Below are 16,408 nucleotides of genomic sequence, written 5' to 3'. Positions count from 1 at the left end.
TCCTAGAATCGACTGTTCATACCGTGGTGATTAGATAAATGATCTTGAATGCTTCCGCCTTTCCATTTTATGGGAGCATTCAATTTTATAACGTCTAACGCTGTATAATCCTCACCAGAAAAGATTTTGTCACTTAACTCGTTACGCAGACCGTTGAGCTTATTCTGGCTTAACTCGAATTTACCACTTTGCTCTAAATCGATTTTATTGCAAAACAAAGCAAGATTGTAATGAAAGTAGCGCTTCGATGTTCCAACAAGCATAGCAGCCTGATGCACTTGACCAACTGTATAAAACTCTCGTGAACCATAACCTTTCACTAGAGCGGGAACCATCAGTGTCATCATTTTTCTTAACGCACGACGCTTAAAAAACGTTCTGAAAACTGGCATATGTTTATTCACCCTTACAGCATAGAAGCGGCCACTATATCACGTTTTTAAGTGACATCAGGCGCAGAGTCTGTAGCCCGGCCCTTCCATATCTGAAATTTATCTTTGCAGTTTTATTAATTACCCATTCGTGACAAAAGTGTTACTTTAAACGCTATTGGTTACACTGCCATAAAGAACTGATAAAGACCACAGATTCTTGATAACAGCTTGGATATGGATATTGAACCAACAATCTCCAAATAAACAACAAAAATTGTTGCCCTTTTTAGCCCGCATAGTTGCCCACTATGCGGGCATTTTTCTTTCTTGGTCTTCTTTTTCCCGAAACATGGGGGCTTTCACCCTTAATTAATCACTTGTTTAAATATTGATTAATTTATGTCATATCGAACAGTTGGCAACCACCCTATAATTAATCAAATGTTTAATTATAAAGGTGAAATGCGTGGCAGTAACATCAAGGAAAGTGGGTCGCCCCAATGACAGCATCGACGCTCGTCAAAAGCTCATCCAACACGCTCGGGAACTATTTACTGTTATGGCTTACGACAAAGTGTCAACGCGTCTTGTGGCCAGTCGTGCTGGCGTCAATGTCGCCATGATTCGTTACTACTTCGGTAACAAAGAAGGGTTGTTCGAAACCATGCTGCGCGAAACCCTTGCACCAATGAAAAAGCAAATGGATATTTTGCTAAAAGATAGTTCGCAAAAGAACTTTCTCGATATTATGAGAACCTACTATCGTGAAATGATCAAAGTACCACTTTTCCCACGTTTGGTCGCCCAAGTCATGCATATGAACCCGTCAGATACGCAACGCAAACTATTGGAAAAAGTCTTCTTTGATATTAGCCAACCGATGCAAACGGTCATGTTCGAAAAGTTGAACGATGGCAATATATTACGACCAGATGCCAACCCAAAACTCTGCAAAGTCTCTTACATCAGTTTAATGGTCTTCCCTTTTATTGCTCCACCAGCACTTCTTGCCGTACACGGTATTCAACTCAATGAAGAGTTTTTGGATCAATTGATTGAGCACAACATCAAGTTAATGACACATGGGTTTCTAACCACCAACGAACCGCAGGAGCAATAGACATGAAAATCAGTAAAACGCTATTATTTTTCCCAGTGCTCGCGGTTGGCATGGTTGCATTGGTGATCGCTATAAAAATGAAGCCAGACCTTCCCATCAAACCTGCAGGAGACCGTGCCCGCTTGGTAGAAACCATACCTTTAGAGCTAAGAGCCATGGCTCCACAAGCGATTGGTTTTGGTAAAGTGGCACCAAAAATCGAGTGGAAGGCCATTGCGGAAGTTACTGGCAAAGTCGTTTATCGCCACCCTCGGTTGGAAAAAGGGCAAGTCCTTCAAGCAGGAACGGAAATACTTCGTATCGATCCACTCGACTATGAATTAAAGTTGGTACAGGCTCAGGCTGACCTCAAATCTGCCCAAACCTCTCTAGCCAAGCTGTACCAAGAAGAACAAAATCTAAAACAAACACTAAAGATCGAAAATAATCGCCTGACCATTGCCAACAAAGAACTTGAGCGTAAACAGAATCTGCGTAAGAAAGGATTAACCTCTCAGTCTGATGTTGATCAGCAAGAGCAAAGCACCTTGTCGCAGCGAAAGCTTGTTCTCGATATAGAAAACCAAATCGGCTTAATGCCGGACGAAAAGCGCGTTGCTGAAGCCTTGGTCAAAGTGAACACTTCCAAGGTAGAAGAAGCACAGCGCTCACTCGAGAAAACCATCGTCGTTCTCCCTTACGACTTACGCATTGCTGCCGTTGATATAGAACAAAATCAGGTGGTTAACTTGCAGCAAACCATGGTCACGGCTCATGGAATGAAAGTGATGGAGGTAGAGGCACAGCTATCAATTCACGATATGCGTACCCTCGCCTCTAGTATTGGAGAGTTCAATCGCGATGAGTCAGGTATCCCACAACCGGATATGACATTTATAAACGCTAGTATTGAGCTTAGTAGCGGTAATATGACTGCAAGTTGGCCTGCGAAAGTGAGTAGAATCAGCGAGACCGTCGACCCAAACCAAGCAACCGCAGGGGTTATTCTAGAGATTCAACAAGACTATCGAAATCTAAACCCAACCTCCGTGCCTCCGCTCGTTAATGGCATGTTTGTACGTGCATTTATCGAAGGTCAAGCAAACCCTAGCTGGGTCATCCCTGAACGGGCGCTTCACGGCAACAAAATTTACTTAATGGATGAATCCAACAAGCTCGTCATCAAACCAGTTTCAGTGCTATATCGTCGCGATAATCAAGTCATTATTGATGGGGAACTAAACCAAGGTGACAGGCTTATTCTTAACGATCTGTTACCCGCAATTAATGGAATGCTATTGAAACATGCAAATGGGTCTGATGAGGAGTCGTCGCTATGATTCGATTCTTCGCCAAACACCCGACCGCGGCCAACCTGCTGATGCTTGGATTGCTGGTATTAGGGATAACATCGCTACCAAATATCAAGCGAGAAACCTTTCCGGAGTTTGATCCTCCATACATTATGGCGGGTGTCGTATACCCTGGCGCCTCACCACAAGAAGTCGAAGAGAGCATTTGTGTTCGCATGGAAGACTCGGTCGACGGACTAGCTAATATCGAAGAAACACAATGTGAAGCAATTGAAGGCTCTGCAAGACTCATTCTCAAACTCAACGAGAAAGCAGACATTAGCCGAATGCTGGTCGATGTCCAGACTCAAATCAACGCCATTAATGACTTCCCGCAAGAGATAGAGTCTCCCATTGTTCAAGAACTAGACTGGAATGAACCTGTTGTCGATGTCGCCATTACAGCCGATACAACTTGGCCAGAACTAAAAGCCTATGCAGAGCAGCTTAAACGAACGTTAAAACTTGATTATGATGTTTCACTGGTTGATGTGGCGGGGTTTTCCGATCACCAGTTTCGCGTTGAATTGGACTCTCGGGCCTTGCGTCAGCTAGGACTAAGTGTCGGTGATATTGCGACTCAGATAGGCCGTCAGAATATTAAACTGCCAAGTGGTAATGTCGAGACACCAGACAAGAACTTTCTGATCCGCTTTGATGAAAGGCGGATAACACCACAGCAGCTTGAAAGTATTGTTGTTGGTTCTGGCCCCAATGGCTCCCTGATCAGGCTCAAAGATATTGCGACAATTACCGATCGCTTTGAGCTTGACGAACAAAAAGTGCTGTTTGATGGGCACCCTTCCGCTCTGCTTAAAGTAAGCAAAAACAAAGAAGATGATGCACTACGTATTAAAGAACGTGTGGCGCAATTTGTCGAAGAGCAGCAAGCCATTGCACCTGACGGTGTAAAACTAGAACTGACCAACGACCTATCGTCAGTTTTGTGGGATCGCTTAACCATGATGGTGAGCAACGGTTGGCAAGGTATCGTACTTGTATTTGCGACCATGTGGCTATTCTTTAGTTTGCGATACTCGTTCTGGGTTGCGGCGGGATTGCCTGTCGCATTTCTTGGCGGCCTGTTCCTGATGGCGCAGTTGGGGCTCTCGATTAACATCATGTCTCTGGTTGGTTTGCTTATGGCGATCGGTATTATGATGGATGATGCCATCGTCATCGCCGAGTCAATCGCCGCTCACCTAGATCGAGGAGAAAACGTCGATGACGCAGTAATCAAAGGCGTTAAGAAAGTCTTACCCGGGGTTATTTCTTCCTTCCTAACCACCATCTGTATCTTTGGTAGTTTACTCTTCTTACAAGGTGAGATGGGGGCTGTGCTCAGAGCTGTACCTCAAGTATTAATTTTGGTTCTAACGCTTAGCTTAGTCGAAGCCTTCTTGATTCTGCCAAATCACTTATCTCACTCACTGCATAAAGAGAAAAAGGAAAAACCACCCGCGAAGTTCAAGAAGAAGCTGCTTGACCGTTTCGAGAACTTTAGAAACACAACGCTGATTAAAGCGGTAGAGAAAGTCGTTGAGTTTCGTTATGCCTTCTTGGGTGGTGTTGTAGCTCTGCTGCTTATCTCGGTCGCAACGATTGCAGGCGGACTACTCAAGTTTCAACCTTTTCCCGATCTCGATGGTGATATTGCCGAAGCTCGAATCATTTTGCCACCTGGGTCATCTTTGTCTCAAACGGAAGCGGTGGTCGATAAAATTGTAGCGTCGGCACAAAAACTCGATAAAGAGTGGACCGCAAGTGTCGAAAATGGTGTTCCTCTTGTCCAACACATTACCAGCCAGTTTAATGCCAATGCCGATGCCAATGAATCTGGCCCTCACATTGCAACTGTCAGACTCGACTTACTTGGTGCCGAGAGCCGTAATACTGTTATCGACGATTTTATTGCGGCCTGGCGAACAGATATTGGTGAACTGGCCGATCCCATTTCGCTGGTATTTAAACAACCAACAATGGGGCCAGGTGGACGAGCAATTGAAATTCGTGCCAAACATGACGACCTTGCAGCACTAAAATCAGCCTCGATTGATATTCAACAGTACCTTAACGAGTTCGACGGAGTTCACGGTGTGCTTGATGACATGCGCATGGGCAAAGAAGAAGTTCTGGTCAAACTTCGCCCTGGTGCCGAAACTTATGGCATCAATGGTCAGCTTATTGCCAATCAGCTTCGCGCCGCATTCTTTGGCCAGACCGCTGATGAAATCCAAGTCGGTGTAGAAAACATCTCCATTGAAGTACGTTTAGATAAAGTACAAGCTGGCGATCTACAACAGTTGGCCAACTTCCCGATCATTATGTCTGATGGTAGTCAGATTCCTCTTGCGACTATAGCAACATTAGACTTTCAACGTAATTACGTACGAATCCAACGTATTGACGGCCTGAGAACCATTAGTGTATTTGGAGATGTCGACAATACTAAAGCCAACTCAACCGCGATTATCGCTCAATTTCAGCGCGATGAAGCACCTAAGTTATTGGCCAAATACCCGGGACTTCGTTTTGATTTTGAAGGAGAGGCAAAAGATACCGCAGAAACGGGGGCCTCAATGGGGAAAGGCTTCTTACTTGGCCTATTTGGCGTATTCGCGATACTAAGTTATCAATTCCGTAGCTATCTTGAACCATTTGTTGTCATGCTCGCCATTCCACTAGCGTTCATTGGTGTTGTGTGGGGACACATTCTGCTCGGTCATTCACTGAGTATGCCTAGTATGATGGGCTTTGTATCACTTGCTGGCATCGTGGTGAACGATTCCATCTTGCTCGTTCAGTACATTCGCCACCACGTAGACGAAGGCGAAAGCGTCCACGACTCAGTAGTGAAAGCAAGCAGAGAACGATTTAGAGCGGTTTTCCTAACCTCAATGACTACCGCTGCTGGCTTACTCCCTCTATTGACGGAAACTAGCTTGCAGGCTCAAGTTATTCAACCTTTAGTCATCTCAATTGTATTTGGTATCTTCGCCTCAACCTTACTAGTGCTGTTTATGATCCCCGCCGCTTACGCAGTGCTTGCAGATTTTGGATTAGTACATAAACACGAGGAAATTTAGCGAGTAAAGCGGGTCAATTCGACCCGCTTTCTCGTTAGCTTAACATTTCTGAATTGGATCCCTTCCGCACTGCGAAACCCTTTACCTTAATAAATATCCCTTTAATATCCTCTAACATTAGATACAAACACGGCACCAGTATCAGTGTTAGTAATGTGGCAAACAGTACGGCAAAACCAAGCGCAACAGCCATCGGAATAACAAATTTAGCTTGTAGGCTTGTTTCGAACATAATCGGCAGTACACCAACAAAGGTAGTGATTGATGTTAACGTAATCGCTCGAAATCGCGCGCACCCAGCTTCAATGACCGCTTCTTTGATTGCTACGCCTTGTGCTCTCACTTGGTTGACATAATCTGTCATTACCAAGGAGTCATTTACCACAACACCTGCCGCCGCAATAAGACCAAACGTCGACATCATGCTTAGGTCTAACCCAAACCAATAGTGGCCCCATATTGCCCCGGTTAAGCTAAATGGAATCACCGACATGATGATTAATGGCTGAGTGTAACTTTTTAGCGGAACGGCAAGCAGGATGTACACAATGATCATTCCTGCAATAAAGAAGATGATTTGCTCATCTTGCTGCGCTTGCTGTTCTTCAATTGATCCGCCCAATTCGCTTTTAACGCCAGTGTAACCAGCTAGAATGTCAGGGATGATCTCGTTGTTTATTTTCTCTACGACTTGGTTTGGCTGAACTAACTCTTCATCAATAGAACCATAAACATAAACACTTCGATAACCCCCTTCGCGACGAATACTACTTACACCTGGTTTTTGGTTGATTTCAACCACATCTCCAAGCATGACTTTCTTGCCTTCTCGAGTAGTGATAATGGCATAACGCAGTGAAGAGAATGCCTCTCGTGTTAGCTGCGGGTAGCGCACCATGACTTTGATTTCTTCTCCGTTACGCAATACGCGCTGTGCTTCACCACCGTAGAAACTGCCGCCAACTTGTGTCGCAATATCGAACAGATCCAAGCCTAGGTCATAGGCCACTGGCGCTAAAGACAAGAGCACTTCTTGGCTACCAGAGTCAATCGACGACGAGATATCAAATAAACCTTTCTGCTGCTGTAATTTGGCGATCAACTCGCGACCAGCTGCATTTAGGCTCTCCATATCCGAGCCGTATAATAAGAACCCAAACTCATCACCTTTTTCATCATCGTTGACATTGTCAGAGACATTGAGCATTTTTAGGCCGGGGATACTTGGAATATGTTCACGCCAACGCCTTGCTAACTCAAAGGTATTAAACGGTCTGAGTTCTTCATCAACGAGCGGTATGACAAGTCGCCCTTCTTTTCTCCCTTTACTGAAAGTGAGAATATCACGCACCATTTTCTGACCTGTTTCTTGCTCGACCTCAGCGTCAATCGTCAGCACAGTCGCCTCTATAAGCTTTAACGCCTCGATAGTTTGTTCGCTCGATACATTGTCATTCATGACTAGTTTGATACTCGGAAAGTCATGCGGGACTTTTGGCGAAGGTACAATCCTGACATAGCTCGCCATCACCATAGCTACACTGATCGCAAGCACAGCAGCAAACCCAGCAAATACGCTCCAGCGCCAATAAGTACACCACTTGATGAAGCTTTTGTAAGGACCATTGATAAAGCCAAAGAACCGGGTGTTGAATCGATCTCGCCAACTGCCTTTTTTGACTGGTTTAAAATTCGAGTGGGCTAGATGCGAAGGCAAAATCAGCTTGGACTCAATTAAACTAAAAAATAAACACAGAATCACGATAGAAGCGATACCGAAGAAAAACGCACGCTCGATACCTTTTGACATTAAGAATGGGGCAAACACCGCCATCGTGGTCAAGACACCAAATGTTGCGGGTGTCGCGACACGTTTTACACCGCGAACCACGTTCTCAACGCCACCCCCATTTTTCTCGATTTCACTATAAGCGCTTTCACCAATGACGATCGCATCATCAACGACGATACCGAGCACCATAATAAAGGCGAATAACGAAATGATATTAATGCTCACACCAATCGCTGGCATCAACATTACCGCCCCCAAGAAGCAAACCGGAAGCCCTATCATCACCCACATTGCAAGCTTAACGCGCAAAAACAGACTGAGCATAAGAGCGACCAGAACCGCACCTTGCAATAAGTTTTTGAGCATCATATCAAGACGTGCATTGAGGTAGTACGTCATATCAACTAAGGTCTTGATTTGAAGATCAGAAGGCAAAGTTAGATTTTTTTGTTCGATGTAAGCTTTTACCGATTCAGCAACGGTGACCATGTTTTGATCTTTGGTGGCTTTCACCGATAGATACATCGCATTTTGCCCGGAGTAACGGAAGTAGCGATCATCTTCAGTGAAGCCATCTTTAATGGTCGCAATATCTTGCAGCAGTACCTTACCGCCATTAGCACCAATTTTTACCGGGATATCTCTGAACTCTTCACCTTTGTAGTACTGGTTCTCTATTCGAACCGAGATCATCCCTGCATTCGTTCTTACTTCACCGGCCGAGTAGTTCGCAGAGTAACGCTTAATCGCGTTGCTGACATCATTCAAGGTCAAACTGTATTTTTGCAACACTCGCGGTTCGATTTCTACCGCAATTTCGTACTGTGGAGCACCAAGTTCGACCAATGCAACGTTATTAAGTTGAAGCAGTTCATCTTCTATCTGTTTTGCAATGGGCTTAAGCTCAAGCAGAGAACGGTCCCCCACCAAAGCCATTTCAATGACATCTTGGCGCCACTCATATTGATAGACTTGAATTGGCTCCATAGCATCGGGAAAGTTAGACGTTGAATCGACCTTCTGCTTTACCTTATCAAGCACCGCATCAATATCCTCATCAACATTGATTTCAAGCTCAATGTTACCGCTACCTCGATAAGCTGTTGACACCGATTTTTTGATGCCAGTGACATCTTTTAACGATTCTTCCAATTTAATCAGTATACTTTCTTCAATCTCTTGGGGGGATGCCCCCGGATACTGAGCGCTGACATTGATGTAGTTCACCTCAATATTGGGGAACATCTGCCGTTGGATAAAAAAGAAGCTGACTGTACCGATAATCAAGATAAATGCCATCAGCAAATTAGCTGCAACAGAGTTGTTAGCGAAATAGGCGATTAACCCTTTCTGTTTAGTCTCTTCCATGATTTGTCTCTACATACTTGATGGGTTGTCTTGAAGTGCTACTTCGACCTGCAACCCTTTTTGCGGATACTCAGGTACGGTTAAAACAATCTTATCTTCGTCGCTTAGCCCTTGATTGATCAGCATAAACTCTTTCTCTGCGCGCAAGACGTTGACCGTACGTGGCTCTAGTTGGTTTTCACCATTTACAATCCACACCTGGCGGTTGTTGACCAACTCTTGTGGCAGGCGATAGATATGCTTGAGTTCTTTACCCGCAAACTGAACCTCAACATAAGATCCAAACTTCATCGGTGCTTTATCGCTCTCAATTGCATAAGGGTTCTCCACTCGCACCACCATGTTGATCATTCGTGTACTACTGTCGATAATACCTAGATCCCGGTCAATAACCCCTACTCGCAAAGTATTCTCGATCCCTCGCTGAATGATTTTCGCAGGGAGCCCTGCATAGTCTTGAGGAAGAAAGGCACTGTCAAAGCCAGCGATGGGAATATGAATCTCACCCGCTTCAACATTATTTAGCGTCGCAACTTGGGCACCTGCTGAAATAAATTGACCAACCCCAATCTCTTTCGATACCACCAATGCGTCGTAAGGCGCGATCACTTTGCAGTTGGCTAAATCACGTTTAGCACGTTTGAGCGCGGCAAGTGCTGATTTAACCTGTGCATGAACGCTAAGTAACTGGGGTTTGCGCAGGTAAAGATCCGTAACCTGTTTGTGTGGCAGATTCTTGGCCTGTCGCTTTGCTACTTCCGCTTTCGCTTTTTCTTCAATTAAAGCAGCTTCTGCACTCGCTAATTGAGCCTCGGCTTGGAGGACTGCGGCTTGATAGTTATCTCTTTCAATACGAAATAGCACCTCTCCTCTTTTAACAATCCCTCCAACGACAAAATTTGGGTGCCAGCTCACCACCTCTCCAGATACTTGCGCCGAGAGCTGCGTCACCTCAACTGGTTGTAGTTCCCCATGACTCGTAATCACGACTTTGTGATCACTAGACACCGCCTTAGAGACTTTTACAATTGGTGCTGCTTTGGGGGGCTTGTTCTCTAAAGGTTCAGGGGCGCTAGATGCAATAGCTGAGTAGCCAGCATACGCACCACCCAAAACAATAATAGGTACCAACCAACGTAACGGCTTAGTCGTCATGAGAATTCCTTGTTGTTATAGGGTCTGATGACCCTAATATCGTTATCATTACACACAGATGATGCTTCGACATCAATTTGAGCGAAACTATCCAGTTGCCCGATGAAATTTATATAAATAAATTATCTCAAGCTTGTAATGCATTCGCTTTTATAATGCCATATGTAATAGCAAATCAGATGCCAAATATAATTCCCTTTAATTACAATTGGTTATGAAATCCAACAATCAACCTAGCCCATTCACATGGTAAATATATGCAATAGTTGGTGAAATTTGCCATAGTAGATATAGAATGAGAATTAACCATCGGATATTAAGGCAGGAGGCTTAGGATGAGCCATGTATATCTCTTCGACTGGGGCGATACGCTCATGATTGACTTCCCTGAACAAAATGGAAAAATGTACCTCTGGCCTTATGTCGAATCTGTTGCTGAAGCTGAGCAAACCCTGAAGCAGTTAAGCCAACACCATACGATTTACGTTGCCACCAGTGCCCAAGACTCTACTGAAGCTGAGATTCAGCAGGCCTTTGAACGAGTAGGTCTTGATCCGTACATCAATGGCTACTTCTGCAAGGCAAATTTAGGTCTAGAGAAAAACAGTGCAGAGTTTTATCGAGCAATACTCGATTCATTGGGAGATAAAGCCTCTGAAATCACTATGGTTGGCGATAGCTTAGATAAAGACATTTTTCCTGCGCTCGAAGCAGGATTGAACGCCATTTACTACAACCCAAAACAATCACCATTACCTGTAGATATCATTAGTATTGAACGTCTTTCGCAATTGTTAGCAATTGAACAATAAAAGCCCTTTACCTAAAGTAAGGTTGAGGTTTTATAGTCCTTTCTCCAAGCCCAATGATCTATCGAAAAGGACTGTTAAATGAAGACATTAATATTATTCTCTAGTGCGAACAAGCAAGGCAATACGGCGAAAACTATCGAATATGTACAAGCCGATCACAATGTAGAAGTGGTTGACATTGATTCACTGGCCATCACGCCTTATTGCTACGAAAACGACTATCCAGCAGATGACTTCTACCCCTTAGTTGACAAAATGCTCGCTTCAGACAACCTTGTTTTTGCCTCACCTATCTATTGGTACTCGGTTACCGCTCCTATGAAAGCTTTGGTCGACCGAATGACTGAACTCTTAGATGTAGCAGAATTAAAGCCCAAAGCGAGGGCCTTAGAATCTAAACGCGGGTTTGTTATTACCAGCTCTGGAAAATCTGAGATCTGTCCAATCTTCGATAGTTTTTTTACGGGTCTATTTCGCTATTTCAACATCGAGTATACCGCAAACTTACACGCTGCATGCAACAACGGCTACGCCATTAATCAAGATGATTTAGTGCTGTTTAACAAAGCATTAAACTTGGTGTAAACAAAAGGCTTAGCAACAGCTAAGCCTAAATAGATTCTTATCGTCTAGGCGGTCTTCGCTTGGGGTTGATAACGCCCTGGCTTGTGGTTCATCGCCAATATCAAGTTAGTAGCAACCGCGCCCATTACTGAAAGCAGAATCAAGGAAATATCAACAATAAATAGTGACATAACAACAATGGTGCAATCGAGTACCATTTGAACCTTGCCGGCACGAATACCAAATCGCTCTTGTAGAAATAGTGCCAAAATATTAAAACCACCAAGACTCATCTTATGACGGAAAATAACCAGCATCCCGATACCAATCATTCCCCCTCCTAGCAGAGCGGCATAAAAAGGGTCAATACGCGCAATCTCAATCACATGATGCAAATAGTCCACCGAAAAAGATACGAGTGTGACCGCAATAAACGTATTGAGAGTAAAACGCCACCCCATACGAGTGACCGACAGAACATAAAACGGCAAATTGAGGGCGAAAAAAATCTGCCCAAAACTAAAGTCGCTCACTTTGGTCAGAAATATCGCTAAACCCGCAGTCCCTCCAGTGAGAAGCCCCACTTTACTGAAAAAGATAACACCCAAAGATACCAAGGCACTACCGAGAATGAGCGCAAGCAGGTTCTCGCGCAAGCTATGTTCTTTATCCATTTTAGACTTCCTATCCCTTAGCGATTCACCAAATAGGGTGAATCAAACCTGCATAAAATGTCGATTATTGACAAAGAAGTCTAGAACTAGTGATAAATCACATACTTTAATAGTGTTAATCCATTTTTACACTATCCTACTGCTTATCACCTTGTGCAAACAATTCAACCACATTCTTCAAATGGTCTGAGATTTGATTATTGTCACCATCGACAAGAACTTGGTCTTTACACTCTTTCTGCACATACATCGCTTTGTCGGCGATACAAATTAGCTCATCTTTTGTTGTCCCTTGCTCAGGGAAACAAGCAATGCCTATACTGGAGCCAACACTCAGCGTGTTTCCACCAAACTTTATCGGAGATTTGATGACCTGACTAATCTGCTCGATTTTACTTGGCACCCCTTCTAAATCTTTAAGTAAATCTAAGCACACCACAAACTCGTCGCCACCTAACCTACCAACAACGTCTGATTCTCGGACGCAATCAGATAATCGCTCAGCAATTTGTACTAAAACGTAATCCCCTGCCTCATGACCGTACCTATCATTCACGTTTTTAAAATCGTCGAGGTCAATAAACAAAATCGCAAATTTATGACCAGTTCGATTCGCCTTAACAATCGACAACTCAACCTGCTTGTCGAATGCACGTCTGTTCATTAAATTGGTTAAAGGATCATGTTCAGATAAAAACAGTAATTGCTCTTGCTTATGTTTCAGTTGTTTAGTCTGGCGGATTATCTCTTCTTCTAGTTCTTGTTTCGTCACCGTAGTGCGACATAGAGAGACGGTCATTTGGTTGAAAAAACTGGCGATAACTCGAAACTCACTGTCCATTTGTACCGCCTCAACTTTGGTATCTAATTGACCTTTCGCCAAGTTGAGAATGGCGGCTTTCATTGCTTCTGCTCCAGATTTAAAACGAAACAGAATTAACCACGCCGTCACGCTAACTAAAATCGAACACAGGATAAGCCACGCTGCAGTGGTTGACATAACATTTTCTAATGAGGAAGCATTTCTATTGAGCACTCGCTGATGCACGTAAGCCAGTTCTTCGGTCATATTTTGTATAATCATGTTATAACGAGAATGAAGAAGGCTTTGTCCATTGAGACTGAAGACCGTTTCATTATTGATTTCGCTGTGAGATACAGGAAAAAACTCTTTTTCCTGCATCAGTAACGTGTGCAAGCTGTGATTCATGCGCTGAATATTATCGAGCTGAATATTGCTAGCCTTATAAACAGTCAGCTTTGTCGATAATTCTGCTTGAGCGACTTCCACTTGATCAAGGCTCGAAGCATCACCAAACTGCTTAAACACCCACAACTGACTCCGTAGTAAATCGACACATAATTGCAAATCAATGATCTGATCAAGCTCAATTTTAGTCACCTTTTGTTGCTCATTTATCTTGAAAAAGGAGACTACAATAAACAACGTCAAAATCATGGTCGTTGTTGATAAGACAAACATCTTCTTAAATAGCGAATCCAACATCACTCAATCCCTTAATGACACGGCTTGTTGATACGGATAGGTATAAAATACCTCGCGAAAATCTGGGGGGGAGTTGGCGACAAGTCCATTTTCTATCGCCCAGCGAGATTGTAGTTGAAGGTTAGAAAGCAGTGAATTACCAAGAGACAGTCGAAACAAGTAATCATCCCAAGACCATTCAACTTGACTAAGAGGAATATCTAACCTTTGTGCAATGATACTCAGTGCTCTATCAGGATTGTTATTTATCCATTCGATTGCCATGTCAAGTGCACGTAGTAATCGAACTGGCTCATCCCCCACAAACTCTAAGTAAGGAGCTCGGGTAATTAGGTTATATGAAAGTTGATAAACGCCCTTATTACCCAAGTTTGATACTTCCGCCACTGATAATAAGTCCGCCTCAAACCCCATGGGCTCCCAAGCAGATATCGCCTCGACACGATAAGATAAAAGCGCTGGTACTAGCTCATGAGGCTGTAAGTAAATCTTTTCGATTTCTATCTGCTGAGCACTATTGCTAATTAACACCGAGTCAAAATAAAACTCGCTAGCGGTCCCTTTTACTATTCCAACTCGTTTGCCATCTAAATCAGAAACATTCTGAATATTGACTGGGTTTAGAGTAAGGAGTTTTAGGTCATTATCTGACTCGACAAAACTGACAAGTAAAGAGACATCATCTCTTGCGAAACTTTGAAACATAACAACAGATTCTGATGCGGTTGCATAATCCACACTACGATCAAGCATTAACTGCGTGCATGCGACGCCACTTGAGCAAGGGTAAAGAGTGACATCGAGATCAAAGTGTTTAAATAGACCAAGTTGTTCCGCAATTAGGAAAGGTGAAGAAAGAGGTGTTAATGACACCCCAATCTTAATTTGTGAGGACGATGGCCTTGCTTTTGACTTAGTCCCAATAATCACGCTCACAACCGTTGTGCACAACAGCAACACAGATACAACAAGCGCCAATTTTTTACTTTTGAAAACCGGCATTCTAGACACACCCGCTCCATAAGAAACCTAGCACATATAAACTTAGTCCATAATTTAGAAAAATGGCACTGACAGCTCAACTTAGTCTAAATATCTGCCCGAAATACCATCAAAGCATGGGATAGATCACATTCATATATCGCAATCTAAACGTGAAACAGATAGACGTCACAATCTTAAATGTGGTGTCACTGCGGCTGGTTAGCAGAAAACCTACCTAGCTAAGTAGCAGATGAATCACATAAGCTTGCAGGTATTGTCGATGCGAAAATCTGTTACGACTTTGCCATCACTGAGCCACAACCAATTGGCGCTTACCTAAATGAAGAAACTGGCGAAGTTGTAGTTGTTGGAGAAGAGAACCTAGAACAACCTAAAGCTTAATCTAGCTATGCTCACTAGTACTCATCTAATTTGCACCCAGACTCGAATTTAACAATCAAAGCCCAACTCCACCTCAATGAAGATACGCACAGCCTCTTTATCGACAACAGGCAAATGACAGATTTCGAACAACTACCCACCCAGACAAATCATTTATGAAACCCAAAAAGTGACAAATGTCAGGGAAATGTAAAAAGTGGCTATAAGCAAAACCCTAAGGGATCACTTATGCAATTAAAGGGTTCACAAACGAACACTAACACTGTATTATTTTTTTCGAAATCAAAACTAATACAGGAAAGTGGATTTATTCCAGTATTGATTTATCCAGGGAAGGTTTTTTCATTATCAATTTTACATAGGTATAAACATGAAAAAACTAGCAGTCGCAACAGCAGTTCTAGCAACACTAACTTCTTTCTCAAGCGCAGCTTTCGATCTTGAAGCTTCGCACGGCAACAACAAAGAAACGACACTCAAATTTCACGATCAAGTGATTGGCGGACTAGCTGGTGGTATCGAGATTGTTGGCGCAGAAAACCTTAAGCGCCACAAAGAGACGACCTTCTCTTTGGATTACAAAATCGAGATGGGTCAGGCGTTTATCATGCCTTCTTTCGACCTAACCGTACCGTCTGGTTACTCAAAAGAGTACAAGTACACCGCTACTCCAGAAATAGATGGTGTAAACGGTGAAGCAACATACAAAGACAGCAACGTTGCTAAGTTCGGTTTAAAGGGTGGCTACACATTCGACAATGGCCTATACACAGCCGCTCGCTACCGCTACGAAATTTCTGATGGCAAAGGTGAGTTTTCTGCTTACGACAACTCAGGCAAAGCAAATGGTAACGGCAACCACAAATCTAAGCTTCACCGTGTCGACCTAACTTTAGGCTACAACGTGATGGATACCGTCGACCTTTCAGCAAACTACATCGTTAAGCGCGCTGATATAGACGGAAATTTGACGGTTAAAAGTGCTGGTTTAAACGGAAACGGTGATGCAACCGCTAAATCTCAAGAGATTGAACTAAAAGCAGTTCTTACTTCGTTTGGCGACTTAAAACCCTACGCTCAGTACACCTATAAAGGTCAAACACATATCGAAGGTAGTGGTGCGTCAAATGACAACAAGCATATCTCTTTTGACGATAAGTTCAAGAACGACAACGTATTCAAAGTCGGCGTTGTGTACAGCTTCTAAAACCATTTCCTGAAATCTAGCGTGGGGAGAAA

Annotated in this window: 12 protein-coding genes; 6 read left to right on the top strand and 6 right to left on the bottom strand. The window is 43.4% G+C overall.

Features of this window, described 5'->3' with window-relative positions; genetic code table 11:
* Nucleotides 1-2: 2 nt before the first annotated feature.
* A complete protein-coding gene (locus tag ZX61_RS18080) occupies nucleotides 3-392 on the bottom strand; it encodes a DUF6559 family protein (RefSeq protein ID WP_049845995.1) in 390 nt (129 codons plus the stop codon).
* A gap of 448 nt (nucleotides 393-840) precedes the next feature.
* Here ZX61_RS18080 and ZX61_RS18075 point away from each other — a divergent pair, with 448 nt between their 5' ends.
* The 3 genes from ZX61_RS18075 to ZX61_RS18065 are packed head-to-tail and all read left to right on the top strand — an operon-like array spanning nucleotide 841 to nucleotide 5,911.
* Nucleotides 841-1,494, top strand: coding sequence for a TetR/AcrR family transcriptional regulator (locus tag ZX61_RS18075; RefSeq protein WP_049845994.1), 654 nt, complete (start codon nucleotides 841-843; stop codon nucleotides 1,492-1,494).
* Nucleotides 1,495-1,496: 2 nt separating this feature from the next.
* Entirely contained in the window at nucleotides 1,497-2,813 is a 1,317-nt protein-coding gene (locus tag ZX61_RS18070) for an efflux RND transporter periplasmic adaptor subunit (RefSeq protein WP_049845993.1), read from the top strand.
* Nucleotides 2,810-5,911 (top strand): efflux RND transporter permease subunit, encoded by a 3,102-nt coding sequence (locus tag ZX61_RS18065; protein ID WP_049845992.1) that lies wholly within the window; start codon nucleotides 2,810-2,812, stop codon nucleotides 5,909-5,911. Before ZX61_RS18070 ends, ZX61_RS18065 begins: the two co-directional genes overlap by 4 nt.
* A gap of 34 nt (nucleotides 5,912-5,945) precedes the next feature.
* On the opposite strand, the gene ZX61_RS18060 is transcribed toward ZX61_RS18065, so the two are convergent.
* Nucleotides 5,946-9,071: an efflux RND transporter permease subunit gene (locus ZX61_RS18060; RefSeq protein ID WP_049845991.1), complete on the bottom strand. Its 3,126-nt coding sequence runs from the start codon at nucleotides 9,069-9,071 to the stop codon at nucleotides 5,946-5,948.
* 9 nt (nucleotides 9,072-9,080) lie between these two features.
* Entirely contained in the window at nucleotides 9,081-10,226 is a 1,146-nt protein-coding gene (locus ZX61_RS18055; protein ID WP_049845990.1) for an efflux RND transporter periplasmic adaptor subunit, read from the bottom strand.
* A gap of 335 nt (nucleotides 10,227-10,561) precedes the next feature.
* On the opposite strand from ZX61_RS18055, the gene ZX61_RS18050 reads away from it, so the two are divergent.
* Both ZX61_RS18050 and ZX61_RS18045 read left to right on the top strand, forming a co-directional pair.
* Nucleotides 10,562-11,038, top strand: a complete 477-nt coding sequence (locus tag ZX61_RS18050; protein ID WP_049845989.1) for an HAD family hydrolase — start codon at nucleotides 10,562-10,564, stop codon at nucleotides 11,036-11,038.
* A gap of 78 nt (nucleotides 11,039-11,116) precedes the next feature.
* Entirely contained in the window at nucleotides 11,117-11,623 is a 507-nt protein-coding gene (locus ZX61_RS18045; protein ID WP_049845988.1) for a flavodoxin family protein, read from the top strand.
* 44 nt (nucleotides 11,624-11,667) lie between these two features.
* Here ZX61_RS18045 and ZX61_RS18040 read toward each other — a convergent pair whose 3' ends face one another.
* The 3 genes from ZX61_RS18040 to ZX61_RS18030 form a co-directional block, all read right to left on the bottom strand.
* Nucleotides 11,668-12,276, bottom strand: a complete 609-nt coding sequence (locus ZX61_RS18040) for a YitT family protein (RefSeq protein ID WP_049845987.1) — start codon at nucleotides 12,274-12,276, stop codon at nucleotides 11,668-11,670.
* A gap of 136 nt (nucleotides 12,277-12,412) precedes the next feature.
* Entirely contained in the window at nucleotides 12,413-13,783 is a 1,371-nt protein-coding gene (locus ZX61_RS18035; protein WP_049845986.1) for a diguanylate cyclase domain-containing protein, read from the bottom strand.
* Between the two features lie 3 nt (nucleotides 13,784-13,786).
* Nucleotides 13,787-14,785, bottom strand: a complete 999-nt coding sequence (locus tag ZX61_RS18030) for an ABC transporter substrate-binding protein (RefSeq protein ID WP_049845985.1) — start codon at nucleotides 14,783-14,785, stop codon at nucleotides 13,787-13,789.
* Between the two features lie 754 nt (nucleotides 14,786-15,539).
* Here ZX61_RS18030 and ZX61_RS18025 point away from each other — a divergent pair.
* Nucleotides 15,540-16,376 (top strand): hypothetical protein, encoded by an 837-nt coding sequence (locus tag ZX61_RS18025; RefSeq protein WP_049845984.1) that lies wholly within the window; start codon nucleotides 15,540-15,542, stop codon nucleotides 16,374-16,376.
* Nucleotides 16,377-16,408 lie beyond the last annotated feature (32 nt).

The sequence above is a fragment of the Vibrio sp. VPAP30 genome, from assembly GCF_001188205.1.
In the GTDB taxonomy this organism is placed as follows: domain Bacteria; phylum Pseudomonadota; class Gammaproteobacteria; order Enterobacterales; family Vibrionaceae; genus Vibrio; species Vibrio bivalvicida.
The sequence above is the reverse complement of the archived record's forward strand: the minus strand, read 5'-3'. Positions and strand labels throughout refer to the sequence as shown.

Bases quoted from the DNA above. Each gene is read 5' to 3' on its own strand.
- ZX61_RS18080 (WP_049845995.1), bottom strand. From the start codon at position 392: ATGCCAGTTTTCAGAACGTTTTTTAAGCGTCGTGCGTTAAGAAAAATG.
- ZX61_RS18070 (WP_049845993.1), top strand. From the start codon at position 1,497: ATGAAAATCAGTAAAACGCTATTATTTTTCCCAGTGCTCGCGGTTGGC.
- ZX61_RS18065 (WP_049845992.1), top strand. From the start codon at position 2,810: ATGATTCGATTCTTCGCCAAACACCCGACCGCGGCCAACCTGCTGATG.
- ZX61_RS18060 (WP_049845991.1), bottom strand. From the start codon at position 9,071: ATGGAAGAGACTAAACAGAAAGGGTTAATCGCCTATTTCGCTAACAAC.
- ZX61_RS18055 (WP_049845990.1), bottom strand. From the start codon at position 10,226: ATGACGACTAAGCCGTTACGTTGGTTGGTACCTATTATTGTTTTGGGT.
- ZX61_RS18050 (WP_049845989.1), top strand. From the start codon at position 10,562: ATGAGCCATGTATATCTCTTCGACTGGGGCGATACGCTCATGATTGAC.
- ZX61_RS18045 (WP_049845988.1), top strand. From the start codon at position 11,117: ATGAAGACATTAATATTATTCTCTAGTGCGAACAAGCAAGGCAATACG.
- ZX61_RS18040 (WP_049845987.1), bottom strand. From the start codon at position 12,276: ATGGATAAAGAACATAGCTTGCGCGAGAACCTGCTTGCGCTCATTCTC.
- ZX61_RS18035 (WP_049845986.1), bottom strand. From the start codon at position 13,783: ATGTTGGATTCGCTATTTAAGAAGATGTTTGTCTTATCAACAACGACC.
- ZX61_RS18030 (WP_049845985.1), bottom strand. From the start codon at position 14,785: ATGCCGGTTTTCAAAAGTAAAAAATTGGCGCTTGTTGTATCTGTGTTG.
- ZX61_RS18025 (WP_049845984.1), top strand. From the start codon at position 15,540: ATGAAAAAACTAGCAGTCGCAACAGCAGTTCTAGCAACACTAACTTCT.